At 46.6% G+C, this 25,473-nt stretch carries 25 protein-coding genes and 2 tRNA genes; 10 read left to right on the forward strand and 17 right to left on the reverse strand.

Going from position 1 to position 25,473, the window contains the following annotated elements; translation table 11 throughout:
- Positions 1 to 98: 98 nt before the first annotated feature.
- Complete coding sequence (gene rfbB / locus H5336_RS02450; RefSeq protein WP_185231104.1) at positions 99 to 1,112, reverse strand: dTDP-glucose 4,6-dehydratase; 1,014 nt, start codon at positions 1,110 to 1,112, stop codon at positions 99 to 101.
- Between the two features lie 140 nt (positions 1,113 to 1,252).
- Here rfbB and H5336_RS02455 point away from each other — a divergent pair, with 140 nt between their 5' ends.
- From H5336_RS02455 to H5336_RS02470, 4 genes are all read left to right on the forward strand, one after another.
- Complete coding sequence (locus H5336_RS02455; RefSeq protein ID WP_185231105.1) at positions 1,253 to 2,716, forward strand: capsule assembly Wzi family protein; 1,464 nt, start codon at positions 1,253 to 1,255, stop codon at positions 2,714 to 2,716.
- 62 nt (positions 2,717 to 2,778) lie between these two features.
- Positions 2,779 to 5,301, forward strand: a complete 2,523-nt coding sequence (locus H5336_RS02460) for an SLBB domain-containing protein (RefSeq protein WP_185231107.1) — start codon at positions 2,779 to 2,781, stop codon at positions 5,299 to 5,301.
- A 62-nt stretch (positions 5,302 to 5,363) separates the two neighbouring features.
- Positions 5,364 to 5,440, forward strand: a tRNA-Val gene (locus H5336_RS02465).
- A gap of 107 nt (positions 5,441 to 5,547) precedes the next feature.
- A tRNA-Asn gene (locus H5336_RS02470) sits at positions 5,548 to 5,623 on the forward strand.
- Between the two features lie 422 nt (positions 5,624 to 6,045).
- Here the strand turns inward: H5336_RS02470 and H5336_RS02475 are convergent.
- Positions 6,046 to 7,212 carry a nucleotide sugar dehydrogenase gene (locus tag H5336_RS02475; RefSeq protein WP_185231116.1) on the reverse strand — a complete coding sequence of 389 codons (1,167 nt, stop codon included), beginning with the start codon at positions 7,210 to 7,212 and terminating at the stop codon, positions 6,046 to 6,048.
- Between the two features lie 229 nt (positions 7,213 to 7,441).
- Here H5336_RS02475 and H5336_RS02480 point away from each other — a divergent pair, with 229 nt between their 5' ends.
- Positions 7,442 to 7,801 carry a hypothetical protein gene (locus tag H5336_RS02480; protein ID WP_185231118.1) on the forward strand — a complete coding sequence of 120 codons (360 nt, stop codon included), beginning with the start codon at positions 7,442 to 7,444 and terminating at the stop codon, positions 7,799 to 7,801.
- Between the two features lie 12 nt (positions 7,802 to 7,813).
- On the forward strand, positions 7,814 to 8,116 hold the full coding sequence (locus tag H5336_RS02485) for a hypothetical protein (RefSeq protein ID WP_185231120.1): 303 nt from the start codon (positions 7,814 to 7,816) through the stop codon (positions 8,114 to 8,116).
- Between the two features lie 139 nt (positions 8,117 to 8,255).
- Here the strand turns inward: H5336_RS02485 and H5336_RS02490 are convergent, their stop codons facing one another.
- From H5336_RS02490 to H5336_RS02515, 6 genes are all read right to left on the reverse strand, one after another.
- Positions 8,256 to 8,540: a helix-turn-helix transcriptional regulator gene (locus H5336_RS02490; RefSeq protein WP_185231122.1), complete on the reverse strand. Its 285-nt coding sequence runs from the start codon at positions 8,538 to 8,540 to the stop codon at positions 8,256 to 8,258.
- On the reverse strand, positions 8,533 to 9,867 hold the full coding sequence (locus H5336_RS02495; RefSeq protein WP_185231124.1) for a type II toxin-antitoxin system HipA family toxin: 1,335 nt from the start codon (positions 9,865 to 9,867) through the stop codon (positions 8,533 to 8,535). The genes H5336_RS02490 and H5336_RS02495 overlap by 8 nt, the downstream gene beginning before the upstream one ends.
- A 327-nt stretch (positions 9,868 to 10,194) precedes the next feature.
- A complete protein-coding gene (locus H5336_RS02500) occupies positions 10,195 to 11,262 on the reverse strand; it encodes a Fic family protein (protein WP_313555894.1) in 1,068 nt (355 codons plus the stop codon).
- A 580-nt stretch (positions 11,263 to 11,842) separates the two neighbouring features.
- A complete protein-coding gene (locus H5336_RS02505) occupies positions 11,843 to 12,133 on the reverse strand; it encodes a type II toxin-antitoxin system RelE/ParE family toxin (RefSeq protein ID WP_185231126.1) in 291 nt (96 codons plus the stop codon).
- Positions 12,123 to 12,527: a CopG family ribbon-helix-helix protein gene (locus H5336_RS23580; RefSeq protein ID WP_246439004.1), complete on the reverse strand. Its 405-nt coding sequence runs from the start codon at positions 12,525 to 12,527 to the stop codon at positions 12,123 to 12,125. The genes H5336_RS02505 and H5336_RS23580 overlap by 11 nt, the downstream gene beginning before the upstream one ends.
- On the reverse strand, positions 12,490 to 13,158 hold the full coding sequence (locus H5336_RS02515; RefSeq protein WP_313555900.1) for a transposase: 669 nt from the start codon (positions 13,156 to 13,158) through the stop codon (positions 12,490 to 12,492). Before H5336_RS02515 ends, H5336_RS23580 begins: the two co-directional genes overlap by 38 nt.
- Positions 13,159 to 13,347: 189 nt before the next feature.
- Here H5336_RS02515 and H5336_RS02520 point away from each other — a divergent pair, with 189 nt between their 5' ends.
- Positions 13,348 to 14,334: a Fic family protein gene (locus H5336_RS02520; protein ID WP_185231130.1), complete on the forward strand. Its 987-nt coding sequence runs from the start codon at positions 13,348 to 13,350 to the stop codon at positions 14,332 to 14,334.
- A gap of 351 nt (positions 14,335 to 14,685) precedes the next feature.
- Here H5336_RS02520 and H5336_RS22585 read toward each other — a convergent pair whose 3' ends face one another.
- Complete coding sequence (locus H5336_RS22585) at positions 14,686 to 14,913, reverse strand: transposase (RefSeq protein WP_221627968.1); 228 nt, start codon at positions 14,911 to 14,913, stop codon at positions 14,686 to 14,688.
- A 3-nt stretch (positions 14,914 to 14,916) separates the two neighbouring features.
- Complete coding sequence (locus H5336_RS02530; RefSeq protein WP_185231132.1) at positions 14,917 to 15,279, reverse strand: hypothetical protein; 363 nt, start codon at positions 15,277 to 15,279, stop codon at positions 14,917 to 14,919.
- A 155-nt stretch (positions 15,280 to 15,434) separates the two neighbouring features.
- On the opposite strand from H5336_RS02530, the gene H5336_RS22590 reads away from it, so the two are divergent.
- Entirely contained in the window at positions 15,435 to 15,602 is a 168-nt protein-coding gene (locus H5336_RS22590) for a BrnT family toxin (RefSeq protein ID WP_221627969.1), read from the forward strand.
- 131 nt (positions 15,603 to 15,733) lie between these two features.
- Complete coding sequence (locus H5336_RS02540; RefSeq protein ID WP_185231134.1) at positions 15,734 to 15,934, forward strand: hypothetical protein; 201 nt, start codon at positions 15,734 to 15,736, stop codon at positions 15,932 to 15,934.
- 586 nt (positions 15,935 to 16,520) lie between these two features.
- Here the strand turns inward: H5336_RS02540 and H5336_RS02545 are convergent.
- The gene (locus tag H5336_RS02545; RefSeq protein ID WP_185231136.1) at positions 16,521 to 17,393 is read right to left on the reverse strand and encodes a hypothetical protein; all 873 of its coding nucleotides are present in this window, start codon (positions 17,391 to 17,393) and stop codon (positions 16,521 to 16,523) included.
- A gap of 12 nt (positions 17,394 to 17,405) precedes the next feature.
- The gene (locus H5336_RS02550; protein WP_185231138.1) at positions 17,406 to 18,545 is read right to left on the reverse strand and encodes a hypothetical protein; all 1,140 of its coding nucleotides are present in this window, start codon (positions 18,543 to 18,545) and stop codon (positions 17,406 to 17,408) included.
- A 402-nt stretch (positions 18,546 to 18,947) separates the two neighbouring features.
- Here H5336_RS02550 and H5336_RS02555 point away from each other — a divergent pair, with 402 nt between their 5' ends.
- A complete protein-coding gene (locus H5336_RS02555; RefSeq protein WP_185231141.1) occupies positions 18,948 to 19,382 on the forward strand; it encodes a hypothetical protein in 435 nt (144 codons plus the stop codon).
- 152 nt (positions 19,383 to 19,534) lie between these two features.
- Here H5336_RS02555 and H5336_RS22805 read toward each other — a convergent pair whose 3' ends face one another.
- The 5 genes from H5336_RS22805 to H5336_RS02580 all read right to left on the reverse strand — a co-directional run bounded on the left by H5336_RS22805 (position 19,535) and on the right by H5336_RS02580 (position 25,467).
- On the reverse strand, positions 19,535 to 20,554 hold the full coding sequence (locus H5336_RS22805; protein WP_246439166.1) for a transposase: 1,020 nt from the start codon (positions 20,552 to 20,554) through the stop codon (positions 19,535 to 19,537).
- 200 nt (positions 20,555 to 20,754) lie between these two features.
- A complete protein-coding gene (locus H5336_RS02565; RefSeq protein WP_185231143.1) occupies positions 20,755 to 21,438 on the reverse strand; it encodes an acylneuraminate cytidylyltransferase family protein in 684 nt (227 codons plus the stop codon).
- Between the two features lie 562 nt (positions 21,439 to 22,000).
- Positions 22,001 to 23,113: a hypothetical protein gene (locus tag H5336_RS02570; protein ID WP_185231145.1), complete on the reverse strand. Its 1,113-nt coding sequence runs from the start codon at positions 23,111 to 23,113 to the stop codon at positions 22,001 to 22,003.
- On the reverse strand, positions 23,106 to 24,239 hold the full coding sequence (locus H5336_RS02575; protein WP_185231147.1) for a glycosyltransferase family protein: 1,134 nt from the start codon (positions 24,237 to 24,239) through the stop codon (positions 23,106 to 23,108). The genes H5336_RS02570 and H5336_RS02575 overlap by 8 nt, the downstream gene beginning before the upstream one ends.
- Complete coding sequence (locus H5336_RS02580) at positions 24,232 to 25,467, reverse strand: oligosaccharide flippase family protein (RefSeq protein ID WP_185231149.1); 1,236 nt, start codon at positions 25,465 to 25,467, stop codon at positions 24,232 to 24,234. The genes H5336_RS02575 and H5336_RS02580 overlap by 8 nt, the downstream gene beginning before the upstream one ends.
- Positions 25,468 to 25,473 lie beyond the last annotated feature (6 nt).

Raw genomic sequence — 25,473 nt, forward strand, 5'->3', positions numbered from 1 at the left:
CGGCAGACGCTGCCGGTAGATTAAGGCGGCGAATTATATAGAGATTGTGAGGGCCTGTTAACACTCATTTGCTTGCTACTAGTAGCAGAAGCACTTTTTTAGGCCAATAAGCCCCCTTCGCGCAGGTACGTATGCACTGTATTGCGTAAACCCTGCGGCAAAGTGGTTGCTGGCTGCCAACCTAACTGGCGAGTAGAACGGCTATCTGTTGCGTAAATTTGATCGTGGCCCGGTCTGTCGGGCACATTTTGTACAAGCTCGGCGTAGCGGTAATCACGCGGCACAAACTCGTCTAGCAGTGCGCAAATATTATGCACCAAGGCTTTATTGGTTACTCGGCTACCCGTGCTCACCACGTAGGTATGGCCCACCTCGCCGCCCGTAATAATAGTCATTATCGCGGCAATGTGGTCTTCCACATACAGCCAGTCGCGCTCCTGCAGGCCATTGCCGTATAAACCAATGGTTTCTCCTACGATGGCCCTTTTAATTACCATAGGCATGAGCTTTTCTGCATGCAGCCCTGGTCCATAATTATTGGAAGCTGTGGAAAGTAGCACGGGCAAACCATAGGTGCGGTGCCAAGCCCGCACTAAATGGTCGGCGGCGGCTTTGGAAGCAGAATACGGGGAACTGGGGCGATACGCCGACAACTCGTTCGCCACTTCGCCGGTATCGGCATAATCACCAAACACCTCATCCGTGGACACTTGATGAAAACGAAATGCTCGCTGGGCCGTCGGGCTTAACCCCTGCCAATACAACCGGCAGGCGTCCAAAAGCACATGGGTGCCCATAACATTGGATGCAATGGCGGCACGGCTTTGCGCAATACTGTTGTCTACATGGGTTTCTGCCGCCAGGTTTATAACCACCTGCGGCTGAAACGCTTCGAGCACACCAGCCACTAACTTGGCATCGGCGGTACTAGCGTGTACAAACCGGTAGCGTGGGTTGGCCGAAATAGAGCTTAAACGCGACAAATCGGCGGCGTAGGTTAAGCTATCAAGGTTACACACATGGCAATTGGTATTATTCAGCAGGTAGCGCACACAATAACGGCCAATAAAACCCGCACCGCCCGTCACCAAAACCCGCATCGAGGCCAACATTTTACAAATACACCCACGTTAAAAACCCAAATTGTAACCGAATTCTCGAAGCGCCATTGACTGCCGGCAAAAACCCCTTAACATGCTGCTTCTTTGGCGCAGCTCACGGCTGCGCACTTCTCGTATGTTTCTGGGGATTCATGTTTAAGGTTAAATCAAAAAACTTCAGTTTATTACAGCTGGGGACGGCCGTGGCATTGCTTACGGCGAGCTGCTGCGTTTTGGCAGAGCCCTGGGTGCCCGCTGGCGATGAACGCACGCGCCACCACCTGCAAGTACTCGCCGATTCAGGTGAGCTTACACTCCCCCTCACCGCTTGGCCGGTTATGTGGAGCGGCATTAAAAGCGAGCTAGACGCCATTAAAGTTGGAGAGCTTAGCAAACAGCAACTGTGGTCGTACCGTTATCTACGTCACGCGCTAGAGCAGGCCATGCGTACCAACACCACCCAGATTCAACTACGCGCCAGCACTACACCCGCAAGCGCTCTCACTGGGTTTGACAACACTTTCCGTGAAGGCTCACAATCGCGAATAAGTACCGACTATAGTAATAATTCTTTTGCCCTAAAAATTCAGCACGAACATGTATTCGACACAATAGTTGAAAATTCTGGTCGCTATCGCTATGACGGTTCTTATATTGCTGGCACTCTGAATAACTGGGTAATAGGTGCCGGGGCAATCGACCGCTGGTGGGGCCCAGGGTGGCAAAGCAGTCTCATACTGTCCAACAACGCACGGCCCACGCCGGGTATTTTCCTAAAACGCAAAGATACCTCAGCACACACACAATCTCAGTTCTGGCAAATAGGCTGGGACTTAAGTATTTTTTTAGGCGCAATGACTGAAACCCGGGCGGTTGAAAACGCGCGATTAAGTGGCGCACGCTTAAGTATTAAACCTTTTAGCTTCCTCGAGCTGGGTGTAAGTAGCACTCAGATGTCTGGCAAGGCTATTGCCCCCGCTGCCGAAGAAGCAGACGATAACGCTACTCCGCCGCCCGCTGACGCTGTATCCGACAACAACCTTCAAGCCTTCGACTGGCGCCTAGGTAAAGGCATTGCCGGTATACAGGCGGGTATTTATCAGCAACAGCTCAAGCGTACCGGTGACGCCCTGCAGACCAACAGTCAAGAAACGGCCAATCTAACCGGTGTAGAATTTAGCTTTACTCAATGGGGGTTAAGTAACCGGCTAGTACTCGAACAAGAAAATACCCGAAACGGCGAACTTTCCATTTTTGACCACCCAACTCAGCTCCACGGCTACAGACGTTACGGACGTAATATGGGCCCCGCAATGGATACCGCCTCCGAAGCCAGCTCATTTTCCGGAAGCCACTATTTAGATATAGGCCACCAATTCAGTTGGCGGCTAGGCAAGGCAAAACTAAACAATGATAATATTGCGCTAGAAAAACCGGCGGGGCACCCATACGGCAATTCAACTGTAACGTTGGATTTTGCAACGATTAAATACAACTTGCCCATCACCGATTCCACACAATTAGAATTTGGCTTGCACTACTTCAGCACCCCCCTGACTTTTGCTGACCATCAGCTTGACAGCGGCGGCTATATTCACATTAACATTAGTCTCTAAATTCATTTTTCAGCACAATTAACAGATAAAAACGCTCTTTATCAGGAACCGAAAGCGCACTTATGAAAACCCAAAAGCTCCACACCGCTTGTTCGAAATTGCTGGCTGCCATTGCGATGGTGATCGCGACAACTACTCTCCTCACAAGCGTACTTTCCCACGCGCAAGGCTATACCCCTACGGCCGCACAAATAGAGCAGTTTAAGCGCATGCCGCCCGCACAACAGCAGGCTTTGGCGCAATCCATGGGTATAGATTTAGACGACATACTCGGCTCTTTGGAAAACGCAAACGTACCACAACAAGAAACAACACCTATTTCGGGTAATCGCAACGCCCCCAACCCCGACCAATCCGATGTAGAGCTAAACGCCCGCGAGGCGGTAGACACCCTAAGCCTAGAAGAAGACAAAGAAACCGACGCCCTACACGAAAAGCTGGAATTATTCGGCTACGATATTTTTCAATTTGGCGCCGACACCTTTTCGCCTGCTACCGACATCCCCATTCCCGCCGACTATGTAATGGGCCCCGGCGACAGCTTGACTATTCAGCTCTACGGCAAAGAAAACTCTACACACAACCTTGTACTGAACCGTGACGGCCAAGTTATGTTTCCAAACATTGGCCCCGTAACGCTGGCAGGCATGAGCTTTTCCCATGTTTCACAAAAAATTGATGACGTCGTAAGCCAGCAAATGATCGGCGTAAAAAGCTCGGTTTCCATGGGTAGCCTGCGCACCATTCGTGTATTTGTTATGGGCGATGTGAACGTGGCTGGCTCCTATGTGGTGGGTTCCCTCTCGACCATGACCAACGCCATATTTGCTTCGGGCGGCATTACCAAAATTGGTTCTCTGCGTAACATTCAATTAAAACGCCGCGGCAAGGTAATAACGAAACTCGACCTCTATGATTTACTGCTAAGCGGCGACACATCAAAAGATGCCCGGCTTTTACCCGGCGATGTTATTTTTGTTCCCCCCATTGGTAAAACCGTGGGCGTGGCGGGCGAAGTAAAGCGCCCCGCCATTTATGAATTACAAAATGAAAAAACCGTTGCCCAGGCGCTGGAGCTTGCCGGTGGCTTAATGCCTACAGCATTCGTGCCCGCTTCGCGCATAGAGCGCATTCTAAAAAACAGCGGCGAAAAAACCCTGGTTAACCTAGACCTGTCTACCGCCAAAGGTAATCGATTTAAAATTCAAGATGCCGATGTAATTCAGATTTTCTCTACGCTAGACACCATGCGCGACATTGTAAAACTAGACGGCCACGTAAAACGCCCCGGCGGCTTCGCATGGCGCTCAGACATGCGCTTTACCGATATTGTTACCGACGTTGACGACCTGCTCCCAAACCCCGACATTGATATCGCCATTATTCAGCGCGAACAAAAAGACACACGCAAAATTGTGGTGCATACCTTTTCACCCAGGCTCGCCTTCGCAACCCCCAATAGCGTGCACAACCCCAAGCTGGAATCGCGCGATACCATTACCCTGTTCGACTACGAATCTGACCGCAGCGAACTGCTATTCGATTTACTGGCAAGGCTTTCAACCCAGTCCAACATAAACGAACGAACGCAAATTGTGAAAGTAACCGGCAGCGTACGCTTCCCCGGCGACTTCCCGCTTAGCGATGAAATGACCGTAAATGACGCCATATACCTGGCCGGTGGGCTGACAGAAAATGCCATGGGCAGCGCGGGCGAAATAACACGCTATTCCATGAACGAAGCCAGAGAATCGGTGGCCATGCATATAGAGCTGAATATGCAGTTGGACAACCCTCTCCTCTCCGCTGGCGACACCCTAACCTTAAAACAAATACCCCTTTGGCAAGACAAAGAACTGGTAGAGCTTACCGGCGAAGTATTGCACCCCGGCACCTACTCTATTCTGCCGGGCGAAACCCTAATGGACGTGTTGTACCGGGCTGGCGGCCTTACCCCGCATGCCTATGCCCCAGGCGCCATATTCTCTCGCTTGGAGTTACGAAAACTAGAGCAAGAACGGCTGCAAGACTTGAAAGAAGTGATTGAAGCGGACATAGCCGCAGCCAACATTCAAGACAGCGCCCTGCGCGATGACAAAGGCTCCGAAGAAGCAGCGCAAATCCTAAACAACATAGAGGGCACCGAAGCCGTTGGCCGTATGGTTATCGATTTACCCGCCATTTTAGTTAAACCAGAAGCCTACGACTTTCAACTAGAAGACGGCGACCGGCTCGACATACCGCGCTACAAACCGTCTGTTATGGTTGTGGGTGAAGTACAATTCCCGACATCGCACTTCTTCGATAATAAGCTTTCGGTAAAAGATTATATTGGCCGTTCTGGCGGTACTAACCAGAATGCCGATAACAAGCGCATCTATGTTGTAAAAGCCAACGGCAGCGTATTTTTGCCTAGCAGGTCGGCTTGGTTTAGATCCAAAGGGGAACCCTTACACCCCGGCGACACCATTGTGGTGCCCATCGACACCGACCGTGTAGACAAGCTAACCGTTTGGACTAGCGTTACCCAAATTTTATACCAATCGGCGATCGCAATTGCCGCTGTTCAGGGCTTGGGGTTGTAAGAACTGTAGTTTCCGCTACAATACGCGCCCTCTCAAGCCACCCACACTTGAGAGAGAGCAATAGGACCATAGCTCAGTTGGTTAGAGCGCTACCTTGACATGGTAGAGGTCCCCGGTTCAAATCCGGGTGGTCCTACCAAATAAATCCGAATAAAATCAAAGAGTTAAAATTGATTATTTAGGGTTGACACAAAAAGAGCACATCAGTACCATACGCGCTCTTTCGGGCCACAGCCCGAACAGAATTCCGCCTTAGCTCAGTTGGTAGAGCAAATGACTGTTAATCATTGGGTCGCTGGTTCGAGCCCAGCAGGCGGAGCCAATATCTAAAAAACCGTAGTCGAAAGATTACGGTTTTTTTTCGCCAATGATTGGGCCTCTGGCGAGACCGTTAATCAAGCGTGAATTCACCTAGTTCGAGCCCAGCAGGCGGAGCCAATATCTAAAAAACCGTAATCGAAAGATTGCGGTTTTTTAGATATTGGAGTTGCTTCGCTGCTGGTGCGGGCTTTGCCCTTCTGGAACGCCTTCGGCTGCTGGAGCGCTTCGCTGCTGGTGCGTGGCTTCGCCACTTCTAAGGGGCTTTGGTTTGATGGGAACGGGGGATTCTGTTTCTTTAAAGCCTTACCCTCCCCCCAGAAGCCGCAAAGCGGCGCTCCAGAAGGACGAAGCCCGCACCAGAAGCTAGCGAAGTAAAGCGCTCCACGCAAAATGCGAAGACATTTTGTGCCGCTAATTGTGACCCTAATCGCTATTAAACAAATCCCGCGTGTAAACCTTGTCGGCCACATCGCGAATTTCGTCTACCATGCGGTTAGCCACAATCACATCACACTGCGCTTTAAACTTCGCTAAATCGTTAACTACGGGCGAATTAAAGAAATCCTCTTCTTCAATAACAGGCTCATACACAATTACCCGAATACCCTTCGCTTTAATACGTTTCATTACACCTTGAATGGAGGACGCGCGGAAGTTGTCGGAACCGGCCTTCATAATTAAACGGTAAACACCTACCGTTTCTGGCTTTTTGGCAATAATGGAATCGGCAATAAAATCTTTGCGGGTGCCGTTGGCATCCACAATGGCGCGAATAAGGCTGTTAGGCACTTCGTTGTAATTGGCCAAAAGCTGCTTGGTATCTTTTGGTAGGCAATAGCCGCCATAACCGAACGAGGGATTATTGTAATGGCTGCCAATACGCGAATCTAAACACACGCCCTCGATAATTTGCTTCGAGTCTAGGCCATGGGCTTCGGCGTAGCTGTCTAACTCGTTAAAATAGGCCACACGCATAGCCAAATAGGTGTTGGAGAACAGCTTAATAGCCTCGGCTTCGGTAGAGTCGGTAAACAGCGTATTGATATCACGCTTAACGGCGCCCTCGGCCAGTAAACCGGCAAAGGTTTTCGCTCTTTCAGACTGTTCACCCACAACAATACGGGAAGGGTGAAGATTGTCGTACAGCGCCCTACCTTCACGTAGAAATTCCGGTGAAAACATTACCTGCTGGGTACCGAGTTCTTGCTTTATATTTTGGGTAAAACCAACAGGAACCGTAGACTTAATCACCATAGTGGCAGACGGGTTTATAGCAGTAACATCGCGAATAACCGCTTCCACAGAACGCGTATTGAAGTAATTGGTTGCTACATCGTAGTCTGTTGGGGTGGCTATAATAACGAAATCTGCGCCGTCATAGGCTTCGTCTTTATCCAAGGTTGCGCGTAAATTGAGGGCTTTGTTGGTTAAGAAGTCTTCAATTTCGGTATCGGCAATGGGTGACTTTTTGTTGTTGATCAGCTCAATTTTTTCGGGCACCAAATCTAACGCCACCACTTCGTGGTGCTGTGCTAACAACACCGCATTCGAAAGCCCCACATAACCCGTTCCCGCTACCGCAATTTTCATACGAAGTCCTTAAATCAGTAATCCAAATTTCGGGCGCCATAATACCGTAAAGACCGTGAAGAAAGTACAGCTAGCCACCACTGGAGATTTGCAGGAGGCTACGCTGCACAATTACAGAGAGTACTAAGTGCCGCTGGAGTAGAGCCACCCGCGTACGCCGACAGCGTGCCCGAGGGGTTGTTACCTTCCCACGCACCGCCATTGCTAACCAAGCACCAACAGCTCGAATTTGACCACAGAGATAGGCTACCGCCTACGCGTGCATTCGCCCACCTCGCCCCTCCCAACTCGCCCCTCCCAACTACCCCCTCCCAACTACCCCCACCCAGGAAACCTTGGAGACATTCACTTCATACCTAAACAAGGCCTTACAAACTCAAAAAAGCCACTGCGAGAGTATCTGGAGGTGGCTGGTCACACCAAAGCTATCGATATTCTCTATACAGGAATTACTGCAACCCGTAACAAAAAACTGATTTCTGAATTACACAAAGCCGTTCAAACAGAATATGGCGGCGGCCTCACCTTTACCGTAGATATAACCTATAGCTCCCCCAACTTAGTTAGCTTTACCCATGAACGCATGTGAATGTGCTCCACCATGCCCCACCCCAATAGCAACTGGGGCACCGCAACCTACCACTTAAAAAATAATAAGCTATTAGAACTAAAAGACGAACTCACCTCTAGCGAAGCAGCCGAACGATTAATTGCCGAAATAAAGCGCTCATCCCCAGAAGGTTGCAGCATACAAGCAATAAACAACTATTCTCTCGATAATAGTGGCTTAACTTTCTACCCTAACGATTACAATCACGGGGATATTCACTGCAATACACACATCGAAAATGGAAAGCTGAAAAACTGGTTAAAAAAAGATTCAGTGCTATACCCAGCCAAGTAAATCTGGGATACCCAACCAGACCAGCCTTTGATTGCATGGTCAATGGCCTTACCGTTTTTGGATTACTCAATAAACCATTGGAACATATCCCGAGTTCATAGGCATTCCGCTCCAGAAATTATCGCAATGGATACCCCTGCTAACGTTTCCTCATAAACCCAATACTTAACCCAAAGGGCTTAGCAATTTTTTTTAGTGTTTCCAGCTCCGGATTGTGATGGTCGTTTTCTATAGCGCTTACAACTTTTCGAGAAAGTCCAACAATTTTCTTTCCGTACTCCTCTTGAGTCATACCCAGCAACAAACGCATTTGCCGTGTTGCCTGACCAATACTAAACTCGCCACTGGGTATCTTTTCTAACAGTGCGCACTTTTTATTGTTAAAACTCACAGGATCTAGTTTTTCAATTTTTGCTCTAGGCATGGCGGTATTGCCTTAGTTGTTCGAGAGTATTTTCAATGACGTATTGGCAGCGTGCAATAATGTCTTCATCAATTTTTTCAGCATGCATAACGTGCGTAAGTGTTCGCAAGCTTGGCTCGATAGCAACAACTTGCTCCATGAGTGAAGCCGTATTCAGCCAAGGTTGAAAGAAATCGACAACACTCACCCAATTAGGACGACCCGCGTGTTCGCGGCTTTTATGCCAACGGGTGACTCTGGCAATACCTTCAGGATCGAGATACATGGGAGCAAAGTCGAATAGCGGGCTTAAGCTAGTGCCACCATCGCGGGCGCGTAATACTGCAGTATTACGACCGTGGTTATCCGTGTTACCCATAACCACGTTGAGTAAATCTCGCTTGATATATTCCAGTGCGGTATTCAAACGTTCTTGCGGCACAATGCTCTGCATGAGTGCTCCACAGAGTGTTTCATGCGTGCTTACTTCGCCGAAGCGAGCAACCCCCGCAATGGAGTAGAGTGATTCCATTGCGATACGCTCAGTTTTTGCTTTAGCCTGACGCCGATCGAAGCGGGGAATAAATAAAGCATTGCCTTGCTGTTGCAGCGGCTCACCTACCCGTAGGCCGAATTGCCTAGCAACCTCCAAATACTTTGCTTCGTTTTGTAATATTTTTACGTCTACGCGCGTTTTTCCGCGAGGAAATTTTACAATCCAATGTTTTTTAACTTGAGAATCGGCTATAGCACCCTCGGCATGCCAACGACTCGCGAGATCTTCTACTAAGAGAAATTTAGGGGCTTCGCCTTGTACATCAGTTGCACCGGACACTGCAGCACCCAGATTGTAAGCGTACTCGATAAAGTGCTCCTGCTTCGAGATAATATCGTCGCGACTAAAGCCGGGATGCTGCTCTTGCGAAACCCATTGGCCTTCGGCATCAGGAAGGTTTTGATTTTGATGAAAGTGCGAAAGAGCAGCGTCTTTGATTCGAAGGTTGCCCACTGGGTTTGCCGCTGCGTGCCGGAGGAACTCAAATTCTGCACCCAGGCCGTTGGCAATGTTCAGGCGCTCTGACCAACGTCGACGGCCCTCACCCCCAGGTAGCAAATCCAGCACAAATGCGGGCCAGTGCGGCTCGTCATAACTGGTAAAGTCAACGGGATACCGGCAACTGATTGCTGCACCAGCAATTTGCGCTTGCCCAAGCTGCTCGATTACATAGGGAGCCAAATAATCAAGGCGCGTAGACTCAAGGTGACCCTGTTCGACCGCTGAAAAGCTGATTTCAGCGGCATCATGCCACTGCTGATCAAGAAAAATTTGTACGGTGAGATTGTTCATAGGCGTAGTTTAAGGGGGCATATAATAAGGGTCAAGGTGTTATATGCCCCCTTAAACTACACATAATGGGACACAAAAGGACATCCAAAAACTTGCGCATAACGAGGACCGGATCCGAACATTCATTTTGAATCTGCCCCCTTTTAGTTTCTCCTCCCCCGTCATACCCGCGCAGGCGGGTATCCAGTTTAGACCTTCTTGCCACAGATCTTGCCCTTTGGGTTCCCGCCTGAGCTTCGCTGCTCTATCGAGTCGCAGCAGGAATGACGATAGGCACTTAATCGGATCTGCCCCCTTTTAGTTGACGTGAATTACTTTTGCTGAGCCTTATATACTTGGGGTGTTGAACAAGACGTTGATGAGCAAATGGTTTGTGTAGAAGCTCTCTCTACCCAGTTTATGCTTCTGTAAGATACCATCATCTGCAAGTGCATCCAGATATCGAGTGGCAGTGGCACGTGATACACCAAGATCATACTTTAGAAAAGCGACTTTGGTGTATGGGTGACGAAACAAATTATTAATAAGGTCTTGGCTGTAAAATTTGTGCTTTCCGCGTATTGCTTGCTTTAACTCGATTAACAGTTTCTGGATCTTTTGAACTAGATCTATAGTGTGTAACGCTGTTGAGCTGACACCTTTAAGTATATAGAGCAGCCAAGGTTCCCATTCATTTGTGTCACGAGCGTTTTGAAGTTCTGTGTAGTAATCGTCTTTAGTCTGATGGATAAAACGGCTCAAATATAAAATTGGCGTATCTAAAAGGCCTGTTTGCACCAGGTAAAGGATATTGATAATTCGACCAGTACGACCGTTACCATCGTAAAAGGGGTGAATAGTTTCGAATTGGTGGTGAATCAACGCCATGCATATTAAGGGGTCCAAAGACTGTTCAGAATTAATGAACAACTCAAGATCAGACATATATTGCGGTACTAGTTCTGGAGAAGGAGACTCAAATATAACGTCTCCCGTTCGGTCATTTTTAAGTACAGTTCCGGGTGTTTTTCTGAAACCCGCTCTGTTGCCCTCGAGAGTTTGCTGCACTTCTAGGATGGTGTTTAAGGTAAGCCCGTTTTGTTTTTTTACTTTTCCGAAACCAGAACGCAGTGCCTCGGCGTAATAGGCCACTTCTTTTGCAGCGGGATCCGAAACACTGGTTTGAAGCTCTTGTTTGTACAAGGCGTCTTGCGTGGTGATAATGTTTTCAATTTCAGAGCTGCTTTGTGCTTCTTGTAGGGAAAGGGTCGATATTAGGATGCCCTCGTTAGGGATAGCTTTCGCCACGCCTTTGAGTTCAGCTAAGTACCTGTGGGCACCCACGAGTGCACGCAGTACAGCTGGCGTTTCGAGCTCTTGAGTTGGGGGTAATCTGGTTAGCTTGACGGTTGCCACTATTCAAAATATCCGATTTCTGAGGAGGTTTGCCTTTAGCTTCTCAATAATAGCTGATTATGAGAAGATTAAAAACCAGCTTCTCAATTTTTGAGCATTTTGAGAAGACCTGTCGGTGACGCGACTTAATTTGCGAATTTGGCGTAATTATCCATATAAATCAATTAATACAGGGACATAAAAGGACACCCAAAAACTTGCTCATAACGAGGACCAGATCCGAACATTCATTCTGGAACTGGAACTGCCCCCTTTTAGTTTTCTCCGTCATACCCGCGCAGGCGGGTATCCAACGTAGACCTTCATGCCACAGATCTTGCCCTATTAGCCTCTCTTCCCCCGTCATACCCGCGCAGGCGGGTATCCAGCTTACCCCTTTTAGTTTTCTCCGTCATACCCGCGCAGGCGGGTATCCACCTTAGACCTTCATGCCACAGATCTTGCCCTTTTAGCTTCTCTTCCCCCGTCATACCCGCGCAGGCGGGTATCCAGCTTAGACCTTCGCGGCTCTATCGATTCCCAGCAGGAATGACGATAGGCACTTAATCGGATCTGACCCTTTTATTTCAAGAAGTTAAATCTACCAACGCTTAGGCAGGCGCCGCGAAGTATGGAAAACACGCAGAATCTCGATGCTGTTGAGTCGCGGCCTGACACGGTAGGGAATGATATAGCGAATATCAGGAATAACGAGTTCGCGTGTGCCATGAATACGTCCAGGGTTGCCCATAGCAGGGTTGTCGGGAAGCAAGTTGACAGCATCGAAGACCCGCTGAACAACGAGCTTGGCCACTGCGGGATCTTCTTGGGCAATGTAGTCTGCTTCGTTTTCCAGGTTCTGTAGCGCCGTCCTTAACCATTTAACCTGCATTAACGTCCCACTTGGCAAATGTTTTGTTCACGTCTTTATCGCTCGCAAAATCACTATCATCGGCTTCTTTAACGGCATCTTTGATCTCTTGAATCTGCCACTCGTTCAACTCGATGAAGTCGCGGAGAGCTTCACAAGCTAGGAAGGACTTGGAGCGGTGAGTTGCTTCGGCAAGTTGGTCAAGGCGTTGCTTTAACTCAGGTTCCAGGCGAATAGTCATGGTTGTGGACATGGGAATACCTTGAATGTGTACAGTGTACTCACTGTAGCACAAGCAAAAAACCGCATCTAGGCAGAAAAGCCAATAGAATCGCACTTCGAAAAAGAGGGTCAGATCCAAATTAACCACACCAACATCACCCTTTCGTTTTTCTCCAGCCAAACGGCCTGCCACGCTTACCTTCCTTTAATACCTTTCCGGTCAATGCTTCCACTTGCTCTATAAAACGCTCATTACCCAACACCAAACCCTTATTTGCAGCCTTGCGTATATCGTCCAGCAATTCGCCTTCCACCTGATAGCGAAACAAATCACGGTAATTAGCTTGTCGCGTTTTGGCATTCTTACCAAGAGTCAAATATAGAGGGTGCGGAGTTTTTAGAGCCGCCCCCTTACCCAGAGCATTACTCTGATAGCTTGACCAACTGTAATCGGCAGGATCGCTCACCATGTCCGCCCTAACCGGGTTCAGCTCAATATAGCGGTAAAGCTGTAGAAGATACGTTTCTTCCTGTACCAAACAAGAGCGGAAACGCCCCTCCCATAAGGTGCCGGAGCGCCGACAGGAACGGTTAAAATACTGAACATAGCGGCGGCCAAGCGCTTGCATCATGCTAGTAATAGCCGTATTTGAACCGGGTGTACAAAGAAGATGAACATGGTTAGACATTAACACCCAAGCGTGGATTGCAACTTCAAACTCCACAGCGTAGTCCTTTAACCATGCAACATACGCTTTCATGCCTGTATCGCAAGTAAAAATGACCTGCTGGTTATTCCCCCGCTGAATGATGTGCTCTGGCACACCCACCACCGAAGCACGTGGTTTTCTTGGCGTAAATTACCGCCCAGCTTGACTTTTATAAGCGGCATAACATTTAATTTGGAACTGACCCTTATTATTTTTTGTTTTTGAAACAATACTGGCCGAAAACTACAGAATACGGCCATTATTATATATAATTGGCCGTATATAACCGCCGAGCACCTTGAAATGGCCGACAACGCAAGCCAGAAGTACATCCTCTCACTTCTAAAAGCACAACATAAACCAATTAGCCTTCGCGAAATTCAACAACTTAGCACCATTGAGTGCGCAGAGCGCACCTTACGCCGTTGGTTAAGCACTTGGGCAGACGAAGGGCAAATACTAATAACCGGGCAAAAGCGTTCGACACGCTACCGGTATAACAACCCATACGATAAGCAACCCACGTTTCTTACTCTCATACCCGAAAAAAACCGTGCCCCCCTCTTAAAACAGCTACGCGACTTGTGGACTCACAACTCTACTGCAATAGAAGGGAATACTCTAAGCCTTGGGGACACTCACTTCATACTTGAACAAGGGCTCACAATTTCAGGAAAACCGCTACGAGAGCACCAGGAAATTGTTGGCCACGCAAAAGCCATTCAGATTCTCTATGAAGGAATAAACACCGCGCTAAATGAAAACCTAATTTTTGAACTACACAAAGCGGTGCAAACCGAATATATCAGCGATATATACAAACCTTACGGCGCCTGGAAAATTGAGCCAAATGGAACCTATGTTGTTACCCGTGAAAACAAGCAGGAATTTATTGAGTATGCCCTTCCCCCCCACACGCCCCATCTAATGGCAGAACTCATCAAATACATGGAGAGCTTAGACCAATTGAGTGCTTACAGCGCGGCAAAGCACTATGCCCATATTCATGCGGCATTCGTACATATCCACCCGTTTTTTGACGGCAATGGACGCTTGGCACGCCTGTTGGCGAACCTGCCATTATTAAAATGTGGGCTGCCGCCGCTGCTTATTAGCAGCGAACAACGCCAAGCGTACATTCAAATTCTGGCCGATTACGAAATAAAAAGCGGACAACTCAATAACAAGACCGGGCTCTGGCCAAACCCCGAACACTTAGAAGAATTTATTGAGTTTTGCGAAAAGCAATACCAAACAACTCAGCAACTAATAGCGCAACATTCCCATTAACAAACGCGCCCATTGGCTCACTTCCTTCCGAGAGAGCTACTACTTATAACGGCCTGTATATCATTCACCTACCACTCGATAGTAAAACAAACCACGGTAATTAGTTTGTCTCGTTTATGTATTTTTTGCCATGAACCAAAAGCAATGAGCGCACCGTTTTTAGGGGCGTCGCCTCACCCAAAGCTTTACTCTGATAGCTTAACCCACTGTAATCACTAGGGCCGTTCACCATACCTGCCCTCACCGCCTCCTGTACCAAACAAGAACAGAATGCCCCTCCCATAAGGCGCCTGAGCGCTGGTAGGTACGTGCGGTTAAATTACTGAACATAGCGGCGGCCAAGCGCTTGCATCATGCTAGAAATAGCCGTATTTGACCGGGTGTGCAAAGAAGATGAACATGGTTAGACATTAACACCCAAGCGTGGATTGCAACTTCAAACTCCACAGCGTAGCCCTTTAGCCATGTAACATACGCTTTCATGCCTGTATCGCAAGTAAAAATGACCTGCCGGTTATTCCCCCGCTGAATGATGTGCTCTGGCACACCCACCACCGAAGCACGTGGTTTTCTTGGCATAAATTACCGCCCAGTTTGACTGCTTATAAGCAGTGTAATATTGGACTTGGCTCTGCCCCTTTTTAGCTTCTCCTCCCCCGTCATACCCGCGCAGGCGGGTATCCAGCTTACCCCTTTTAGTCTCTCCTCCCCCGTCATACCCGCGCAGGCGGGTATCCAGCTTACCCCTTTTAGTCTCTCCTCCCCCGTCATACCCGCGCAGGCGGGTATCCAGCTTACCCCTTTTAGTCTCTCTTCCCCCGTCATACCCGCGCAGGCGGGTATCCAGTTTAGACCTTCTTGCCACAGATCTTGCCCTATGGATTCCTGCCTGGGCCTCGCTGCTTTATCGATTCCCAGCAGGAATGACGATAGGCACTTAATCAATCTGACCCCTTTTATTTTTCATTCTTGTTAAACTGAGAGCCTTTTCTTTCGCTTGCAAGGAAGACATAATCTAACGCATTGGCACCATGTAGTAAGCCCCCCGAGAAACACCGACATGGAAAAAATATACGCTGACTGCTGCCGAGGCGGTAGATATGCAATATAATTTTGAATGGGATCCAACCAAAGCCCAAACCAACACCAGCAAGCATGGCGTGACCTTTGAGCAAGCCACCGGGGTATTTAGAGACCCAATGGCCCTAACCGTCTTCGATTCAGACGGCTCCAGCGAAGGAGAAGATCGCTGGGTGACATTAGGGTAAACCAACGGACAACATTATTTGGTGGTGATACACACGTACACCAACCAAACTGAAGACGTGGTGACTATCCGGCTGATTTCCGCCAGACCCGCCACCAAACACGAGATCCAGCAATACGAAGGGTGAACACAATGCGTGAAGAATATGATTTTTCTAAAGGCGAACGAGGCAAATTCTTTAAACCCAACGCCAAAACACATTTACCTGTATATCTTGAAGACGATGTATTGGATTATTTTTCGGCTAAAGCGCAAGCCAAAGGAATTGAATTGAACACTATGGTTAATGACCTACTTAAAAAAGATATTGCGATTATTGAAGGCGTAAAATAACGCATAAACACACAGAAACGACCGCAAGAGAATCGCCAAAGGCTTGACCACCTTGCACGCACCAAGCTGCGTAATGCTAACCCGCCTTAAGCTACACCCCCCAGAGTTTGCCACCCCCTTGCCCCACTGGCGATTTAATAGCTGCGCGTAACCTACCATTTTTTTCAGCCGCACAAGATAGTTGACGCAGAACACATAAATCACCGCCCTGTTTGACTGCTTATAAGCAGTGTAATATTAGACTTGGATCTGCCCCCTTTTAGTTTTCCCCGTCATACCCGCGCAGGCGGGTATCCAGCTTAGACCTTCATGCCACAGATCTTGCCCTATTAGCTTCTCCTCCCCCGTCATACCCGCGCAGGCGGGTATCCAGCTTAGACCTACTTGCCACAGATCTTGCCCTATGGATTCCTGCCTGAGCTTCGCTGCTTTATCGATTCCCAGCAGGAATGACGATAGGCACTTAATCGGATCTGACCCCTTCTAGTCTCTCCTCCCCCGTCATACCCGCGCAGGCGGGTATCCAGCTTACCCCTTTTATTTCCTTAATCGGATCTGACCCCTTTTAATCACTGCCTTTTATACCCTATTCCCCCGCAAGGATTTTCTGCTTCTCTTCTGCGCTGACCTTATCCCACTTTAACGGCGGGTACTCTTTAACCAGCGACGTATCATTCATGCCCGCTAACGCCGCTTGCTGCTGGGCCTGGGCTTTGGGGGAGAGTGTAAGCTGCACGCTGGCGATAATGTTTTCCATAAGCTCCAGCATAGGCGCTTCGTTTACGCGCTTGTCCAGCTCTGAGCGGGGGAGGTTTTTAAACCGGCCGGGCCAGAAAATAAGTACCGACATAAGATCGTTGGCAATGGGAAAGAAAACTATGCGTTTAATGGTGCGATGGGGTGAGAAATCCTCCGAGACCACCTCCATTCGCGCGGCATTCACGGGTAAATGGCTGAGCGGCTGCCAATTAACGGGGGCATGAAATATTTGAATACCGCCCCGCGTAGAGCTGATATGGTGCGAGTACAAATTGGTAAGGTAATCCCCTATTACCTGCTCCAATGCCCTAGGGTGGAACAGCGAGATATCTTTCGGGTAGTTCACCACTTTCACGAGCTGAAAGGAAAGGTCCAGCTCACCCACGGCACCGGTAAACCAGGGGCCGTTAAAGGCCCAGGAGTGATAGAAAAAATCCGCCTCCCGCCAGTGATCGGGTAGCCCCCTAGCGGTATCTTCTTCGCTGTAGTGATTACGGAAAGGTAAGGGCCTATCTTCAGAATAACGCCGTAAGGGCACATAGCCTTTATCGTTAGAGCGTTTAGGCCGATGCCGGGGAGCCTTAAAAGTAATCTCCGTTCCCTCGTATTCACTTTTAAGGGTACGCGCCCATTTAAAACTCGGCCCCACGGGCGTGACCAGCCCTTTGGGCTCTCGCAATTTAAGTGCAACATTTAACATTGGGCTTTCCGTTTACTTATATTTTTTACCCGAGAGTTTTGGCATACCCACTCTTACAGTGGATGTGACAAACGCCAAAGCCCCCACCAAACCGACAATGCCACCCACCGTTGGAGCAATACCCGCCAAACCATAACTGGCACCTGCAGCCGAAACTCCAAAACTTGTCGTTTGTATGGCACCTTTAATGGAAATTTCAGCCCGCAAATGATTACCTTTAACCTCGTTTAGCCGCAGCCCCGTACTTTTTCCTCCTTTCCCGCCCAGCTTAAATTCAAGCTTTTCTGCCAGCGCCAAGGCTTCAGAGGCATTTGAGGTTGGTCGATTTAAGAAAATCGCATGATTTTTAAACCCGGCATTCTTCTCACGGGCCAGAATTTGCATCGCCCGGGTAAGCACAGCCGAGCCGCCCCAGTCAGAAAACCACAGAACCCCTTCAATATTACGCGCCCGGTACATGGTGTTGGCCAACAGTGTGGCCGACTCGGTTATCGCCTTTGCCGGGGCGGTAGCAATGGCTTTGTGAGCCGCCTTTAAACCCACAATACCGCCTTCATTTCCTGGCGTATGGTGTAAATCAAAACCCGAACCAGACACCATTCGCTCGATTGTAGTATCCACTTTCACCAAATCATTCCTAGCAGCTTTAGCAATATCGCGAGGGTCATCCGTAGCTCGGTCCGACACCACCACTGGCCGAAACTTTTCTCTCTGTATCTCGCCATTACTTTGGAATACAGGATCTCTGAATGATTTGCTATCAATTCTCCACAAACCCGGCTTCTGCTTATCCTCCTGCATCTTCATATAATTTTCATCGGCTTTCAAACCTCGCAACTCATAAGTGCCATCGGCACAATCCTCCAATGTTGCGCTTACACCGGGCAGCACCAGATAAAAAATACCCCGCCCATAGGCCAGCTGCGTTTCTTTCTGAACGTACACGTTGTCCATGCTCATGCGGCCAGAGGTGAGAGCTTTAATACCCTTAACCACCAACCCGGCCCAATAGTTACCACCATTGGCAAGGCCAACCAAATCGTTATACACCGGCAGAGCTTGGCTGGAACACTTAACCCGTTTTCCCCCTGCACCACCCACAATGGTACTCAGTTGTCCTTCGGTCGCCTTAAAACGGCTTGCATGAAGCATGCGCTCTTCTCCTTGTAAAGCTTTTATTTTAAATCGTGAAAATATTACTGTGCACAAACTCATCACAAGTAAAAAATACAACCCCTTATTGTATACCCCCCAAACAAATCACCAACCCGACCAAGTCACATTACCCTCCATTTAACCTATTTTGAACAGCACCGATTAAAGGAGCAGGCACACGCTTCCAGAATATTCACCCCCTGCCTCACAGGCGATTACGGAACTGGGCGTAACCTGCCAGTCTTTTCAACGCCCATGACTCTATGGACATAAATCACCGCACTTTCAAGTTAGTGCGTGTCCTCCTATTGTTATACAAACAGCTGAAATCAAAATATAGCGGTAAAACCCGTATACTGAGTGGAATTGTCGGGGCCAAACATATTGGTGGAGATAAATATGAACTCCTTGTCGAATAAACTTCACGCACTTATTAAGCTTATCAGCATTACTGTATTATCACTTACTGGAGGATGCGCAATGTCCGCAGATATAGAACTAAATTGGGAATGGCCAGCAGACAGGCAAATTGAACAGCGTGTCTTAATCAAGATAGAAAAGATAAAAGAACAAGGCTCAGGTTTCTTTGGCCTAAAAAAATCACCATCACTTGCCGCTAGCGTGCCTGACCCTGTTGTGATTACAGGCACTGTACTTGGTGAAGACAAGTTAATCGCTGGAAAGACTATCAGCGTTGTCGCGCCAAAGCTTGAAGTCGAATCAATTAGTGCTGGTGGATTTGCCGTTGCCGGAATCGTAGAGACTGACATTTGTATTTGTCTAGTTGCAGTTGAATCTGCGAATGCTGATATTTCCGCAATTAACTGCCCATAGTGGTCTTTCAAAATTTCAATACACTCTAATCTTCGAATGTTGAATTAAGCTAGGGTGTGGTTCGATTGGCGCTTACAATAACAACGCGGGGAGCAACACCCAGAAGAACCGCCAAAGGCTTGACCACCTTGCGCGCACCAAGCTGCGCAATGCTAACCCGCCTTCAGGTACACCACCCCAGAGTTTGCAACCCCCTTGCCCCACTGGCGATTAAATAGCTGCGCGTAACCTGCCATTTTTTCTGCCGTGCCAGCGCAACAGCCGTAGTGACGACCAAAGTTCTGAATGTGGTTAATCCATTTATCCGGGTTAATGCCCAAGCGCGCGATAATGGGCGGAACCTGGGCGGCTATAAAGCCGCGCTTGTTATCACGCAGTACACGGCCGGTTTTATCCACTAAGTCAAAATACTCTTCACGCGTAAAAGGCAAGGCAGCATGGAGTTTGGTATGGCTAGAACCGCTAAAGGGCATTAGCGCGCTTTCGGGCAAATCATTCAGCCCTAACTCGGCTTTTAATGTGCATTGTTGCTCTACCCGCTGCTCCACAACCGATTTTACTTTTAGCTTCTGTGTAGGTTGGGCATTTTTCGCGTTTTTCGTTTTTGTACAATTCACATAATCAAATAGCCGTTGCTGAATGGCGGTAAAATCGCTTTCTTCCAGCCCCGGCTCCATTGCCGCGCGTATGGGGTTTAAGTCTACATAGGCCATACAACTGAGCAAGGCAGCCTCATCCAGCAAGGCCTGGCTTTTATATCGACTCTCCCAAAACCGACCCTTGCAATTTTCTTCTTCGTTGGCCATGCGGGCAATGGTTTCATTTACACCGCGCATGAACCAATCGATACCGTATAAACGCTCCCGCCACTTTTCTATTAACGCGAAAACCACCTCCTGCTGCGCCTTATCCAGGGCCCCCGGCTCCGCCAACCAACGGTCGACCAGCATATGGCCTTTGTACAACTGCAACCACCGCTCAACCACCTCTTCCCGTGACCACGCCAATGCCCGCGCTTTATCCACGTGCAGCACCACGTGGTAATGGTTACTCATAACCGCGTAGGCGCAAATATCAATGGCGTAAACATAAGAGAGGAATTTTAACCGAGACACTATCCATTGCTTACGGTGATCGAAGCACTCACCCGTGGCGGAATCACTCCCACACAAATACGCGCGCCGAACGCAGCGCACGTAGCAGTGATAAAAAGGGGTCGCTTCTAGGCAGATTTGATCTTGTCTTTTTATGGTCATTGTTAGGTATTTTGCTCGAAGTGGGAAGGGCTGTCAAGTTAGTGCGTGTCCTATTTATTCTTTCAACAATTTTGAGGGGTGACAACTAGCCTGACACAGAGGGCTACCCTATTTTATTAAACATCGTTAGTCGACTTGTAATAGGCTTGCGCAATTTTCAAGTCGTCGTAAGTATCTATATCGATACTGCAATGCTGAGGCTTGATGTCGAGATATACTTTATCCCCAAGAAAATATTTATACTTGAGCATAACCTTTTTGGACGCCATATAATTTCCATTTGTCACCCTATACCACTGGGGAAGATCTTGGCTCACTGTATGGTTTTCATTAGCCTCATAGTTTAAAGGGCCAACCTCACTCCAAACATAATCTTTCATCTGTACTACACTAACTAGACTATCAAACTCACCCTGAACAACTTTATTACTGAACTCGTAAAAGCTTGCTTTAAAGTCATCTTCATTAAAAAACGGAACAACAAATGGCGTCCACGCTATATACTCCGCTTCAACATTAGATATCACATGCTGAATGACTTCAGAAAATGTAGCCTCATGTCCCAATGAGAAGTACGAATCTCTTTCTTGAACCATCACTCCACATCTATACGCAATTTCAGATATTTTTTCCGATTCAGTATTAACAATAACTCTATCGCTCGGGAGCACTTTTTGTAATTGCCTAATTTTTCTTTCCAATAGGCTTTCTTCTCCGGAAACTGAAGAAAACACCTTTTCCTTTACTCGGCTTGACCCTAATCGAGCGGGTATCACTGCAACAAGATCATAATCGACCATCTCGCCCTCCTCTACTAATTACGAAAGTTTTGTATCACCTCAACCAAAGAAGCACAAAGAATACGGCTTGGCTTTTTGGCTTCCAAATAAATTACTTAATAATACTGCCTATGACACGTACTACGTTTTAACGAACCAATTAACAAACCAAACCTAAACCACATAAGGAAATCAAATAACTACTCGATCATCACTAGCAACACACCCTGAACTGTTCACTACGAACTTTTCCCTACAATCTAAGCAAAAAGATCGCGCATTCAACACCAACCACCTCTAACCCCGTTTGCATAATAGGTACTACCCTAGGAATAAAGGCACTCCCTATCAACATTATTCTTTTGGCTGCAATATAATTCGCGACTTCAGCGACGAACAAAAAACCATATTGTATTATCTAATTTTCTCTGCGCTCACACATTCAACCATACAAAACTCAAACATTTAACCTGCATCACCTCATAAACTCGGAAAAAATCCTTAACCCCCACATAAGCAACATGACTAATAGTTCGAACCATGCCACTTAAAACGCGGAATTAAGCCATATCCAAAGGTCAAATTAACCAATTTTTCTAGCATCCACACCGCCCTGCTTATCTTCACTAAATCCGCAAATCATACCCATGCTAACAAATAGTAGAATTGAAGGTACTGCGATAAAAGGCACTTTGGAAAGTGCAAAGTATAAAAAGAAAAGCACTGATTTCCTCATGCCTAAAGTAAATACGACTAAGACGCAAAACCCGATAAACACTATTAACCCTACTCTATCCAGAGTATAAATTACCTGGCCTGCATCCTTGAAATTCCCTAGATAGTTGTTCCTTAACTCATCTCTTGACATGCTTAAATCAAACACTCCATATGCGCTACAAAAACCGCTTCCAACCAATAGATTAGGCGAACTTAACAGAAATGCAACATGTGTATATCTAAGACCTGCAGGACTCATGCGAACGTTAGATTCCCGATCGATGGCAAATTTGTATAAACCGGCGAGTGAAGTAACCAAAAATAAGACAACGATTACCTTAAAGACAACTTTTCTCTTTATATTCTCATTAAATATGTAACTAACAGCCACCAACATTGTAGGCAATGAAAAGGTAATCAACGGCCACTTCATAGAAAGCAATCTTCCCGATAACATATATCTTGTAAAAATCAATGCAAGAATTGTCATTCCGAAAAGAGAAGGCTCATCAAACAAGCCCGTCGCTCTATACGGGATATAGCTACTACCGCCAAAACTTGTCTGAGTTTCGAGCCGAATTACTTGATTAAAAAACTCCCCCGCCCCCAACACAAGACATAACCAGTGGATGAGGAAAATCGCTGCATGCACTGAAATCGCATAACCTATACCCTTAACTAAATGATTCCGTGTATTACAAATCATAAATAATAGAACAACAATAACCTTCACAATCACGTTAGCCATTACAGATACTTGCTCTGTAATACAGTGAAAGGATATAAACACGCAATATATAAGCGGAATAAGGAAAAGGAAAATTTTCCGGAGCTGTCTTTTTGATACAATCACACTACCGGCCATTAAAGATACAAAAATTGAGCAGAGCATGAACAGAAAACCAACCAACTGAACTACCTGATAGTTTTCCGATACAACAAAAAAAATAGCAATACCACAAAGATGCCCTCTATTCACTTAGCAATTTCCGCCATTTCTCTAGAATTTCTTTGGGGGAATATTTTTCTTGAGCGAACCGTCGATTAGCAATTCCTAGTTGCTTGCGTTGATCACAGGACATTTGAGATATTTTCGTCAACGTATAATCCAAATCGTTTACCACATTTTTTGAGTCAGGAACAAGAAACACCCCTGAACAATCTTTTACTGATAACGTATCAGGACGTTCAATTCCTACAACCAAGCAGCCAGACAGCATACACTCAATCATCGAGCGCTGGAGACCTTCAATTTTAGAGACAGAGATAAATACATCCCCAACAAATAAATTATGATAAGGTTTTGCTACCGTGCCTTTGTAACTGATATATTCACTGTTCGTTAACGCTTCATTTAGATGGCTCTCAATGCCGAGTGCACCATATACATTTATGTCAATTTCATTAGAAAAAATCGACGACTTCTCAACAAGTTTCAATATTAAATCGCCCCCTTTCCTTGAGCACCATGTTCCCACAAAACAAACAACAGGCTTGACTTCTAAGCGATGCTCCTTTAGACCAAAATCACTTAATTCAAAATGATTAGGGATCACGGAATACTTCCTTGAAACCGTGCCTATATCCACTAAATACACCAAAGAACACCTTTCAAACTTGTAAAATATTTTTTCTAGATAGTATTTTACAATTCCAGGATAGATTGTAGAAAGAGAACACCCCCAATCACCATTTCCACGCCGTATGTACACGAGCCGATCACATCGATCCAACATTGAAGTATAAAAAAGAAAAGGTTGAGTGATTATGATTTTCGCTTGTTTATTTACAAACGCAAACAAATAAACACATAGGTTAAATTTCACGAAACAGTACAGTAGGTATACTTGCCTAATAAAATAGATACTTTTTACAAAATTACGCACTTTCGTTAGAATATTATTACTTTCAGCCACACCACCAACCTTACCTTCTAGACCACCGGCATTAAATACAATATTTTTCGTTCTAAAAACACGCATTTCCAATGATAACAGATCTGCCAAATTGCTCATAGATATTGGCGGACCGATTTTATCTGTCTTAATCCCCGCCAAAAACAAACCAACATCAGCAGAACGAATTTCTTTCAAATATTCAAACATCAGATCGAGCCTCTACACCCATTTTAGAATAATACTGATACAGGCATAACAAGCCGAAAATAAGCTCACAACTCACAACCCAATAAAGAAACAAAGAAAAACTAGTGTAAAAAAAGACACCCCAAATCGCCAGAAAGCAGAGCGAAATAGAATTCGAAAGAACAAGCAACTTTCCATAAGTAGCTTTATCACAATGCTTAACGGTATAATTAGAGCCGAAAACTATAAGGAAAGGCATAGAAAATAATATGAGAGATAACACCTTTAAGGTAACCAACATGCGTTCGCTATAGTGTTCACCAGAAAAATACCTAAGAGCAAACTCGCCAAACAAAAACACTCCTAACCAGATAAAAACCGATAGCGCCAACTGAAAAATAAACAAATCCCTGTAAAAGCGACGAGAATCATCATCATTAGAAAAAAACAGGTCTCCCAGCAACGTCATTGGCATTTTTAACAGATTCACAATTTTTTCAGCAACGTCGTATATAGTAACAGCGGCATAACCAAAGATTAAGCCAATCAACACCTTTGCACCATTGGTATGAAGCTGCATAAGCTTACCCAACAGCAGCCACCTTGCAACTTTAAAATACTCCCTACTCTTTACCTTAAAGGTAGATCGTGAAATCACATAACTACTGACTTTGACAGAAAATGTATACACCAGTATAGAACAAATAGTTGCCACAGTATAAATTAACGGAATCTTCCAATAGTCTTTCTCGCTTGACAGGAAAAACAAAACCCCTATAAGAACAATAAGTTTTTCCGATACGGAGGCGAACAATACAACATCAAATTTCCCGAGACCAACTACAAAGTGGTTCAGAGTAAAAACGACGCCTAACATTGGATATGCACAAAACATAGAGGCAACAAACTCAATATGCGTCTGGGATCTAAAAGCGCAAGCAACAACAAAAAAGGGGAAAACCACGCAGCACAAACACAGCTTCATATAGACAGGCATCAAGATAGATAGTCTCAGTGATTCAGGGCTACCCTGACTCAAAAAGACTTGACGCGAAGAATAGCTATCCATATTTAAACTCATTATCTTTGCGGCAAACGCTGAAACTCCAACCCAAAACACTATAAAACCGAATTTTTCTAGCCCGACTGTAGAGATACAAATCGGATACACTATTAGCGGAACAACCAACAAATTCATTTTAGATAAAAACAAAAAAAACAAACTCTTACTGAATAATCGGTCAAACATAACGCC

The organism is Teredinibacter franksiae (assembly GCF_014218805.1).
In the GTDB taxonomy this organism is placed as follows: Bacteria; Pseudomonadota; Gammaproteobacteria; order Pseudomonadales; family Cellvibrionaceae; genus Teredinibacter; species Teredinibacter franksiae.

Coding starts and splice junctions, on each gene's coding strand:
- H5336_RS02475 (WP_185231116.1), bottom strand. CDS start 7,212: ATGAAAATTGCGGTAGCGGGAACGGGTTATGTGGGGCTTTCGAATGCG.
- H5336_RS22590 (WP_221627969.1), top strand. CDS start 15,435: ATGCAATATAATTTTGAATGGGATCCAACCAAAGCCCAAACCAACACC.
- H5336_RS22585 (WP_221627968.1), bottom strand. CDS start 14,913: ATGCCAAGAAAACCACGTGCTTCGGTGGTGGGTGTGCCAGAGCACATC.
- H5336_RS02485 (WP_185231120.1), top strand. CDS start 7,814: ATGCCCCACCCCAATAGCAACTGGGGCACCGCAACCTACCACTTAAAA.
- H5336_RS02550 (WP_185231138.1), bottom strand. CDS start 18,545: ATGCTTCATGCAAGCCGTTTTAAGGCGACCGAAGGACAACTGAGTACC.
- H5336_RS02555 (WP_185231141.1), top strand. CDS start 18,948: ATGAACTCCTTGTCGAATAAACTTCACGCACTTATTAAGCTTATCAGC.
- H5336_RS02520 (WP_185231130.1), top strand. CDS start 13,348: ATGGCCGACAACGCAAGCCAGAAGTACATCCTCTCACTTCTAAAAGCA.
- H5336_RS02495 (WP_185231124.1), bottom strand. CDS start 9,867: ATGAACAATCTCACCGTACAAATTTTTCTTGATCAGCAGTGGCATGAT.
- H5336_RS02575 (WP_185231147.1), bottom strand. CDS start 24,239: ATGTTTGAATATTTGAAAGAAATTCGTTCTGCTGATGTTGGTTTGTTT.
- H5336_RS02565 (WP_185231143.1), bottom strand. CDS start 21,438: ATGGTCGATTATGATCTTGTTGCAGTGATACCCGCTCGATTAGGGTCA.
- H5336_RS02505 (WP_185231126.1), bottom strand. CDS start 12,133: ATGCAGGTTAAATGGTTAAGGACGGCGCTACAGAACCTGGAAAACGAA.
- H5336_RS02455 (WP_185231105.1), top strand. CDS start 1,253: ATGTTTAAGGTTAAATCAAAAAACTTCAGTTTATTACAGCTGGGGACG.
- H5336_RS02545 (WP_185231136.1), bottom strand. CDS start 17,393: ATGTTAAATGTTGCACTTAAATTGCGAGAGCCCAAAGGGCTGGTCACG.
- H5336_RS02580 (WP_185231149.1), bottom strand. CDS start 25,467: ATGTTTGACCGATTATTCAGTAAGAGTTTGTTTTTTTTGTTTTTATCT.
- H5336_RS02540 (WP_185231134.1), top strand. CDS start 15,734: ATGCGTGAAGAATATGATTTTTCTAAAGGCGAACGAGGCAAATTCTTT.
- rfbB (WP_185231104.1), bottom strand. CDS start 1,112: ATGTTGGCCTCGATGCGGGTTTTGGTGACGGGCGGTGCGGGTTTTATT.
- H5336_RS02460 (WP_185231107.1), top strand. CDS start 2,779: ATGAAAACCCAAAAGCTCCACACCGCTTGTTCGAAATTGCTGGCTGCC.
- H5336_RS02490 (WP_185231122.1), bottom strand. CDS start 8,540: ATGCCTAGAGCAAAAATTGAAAAACTAGATCCTGTGAGTTTTAACAAT.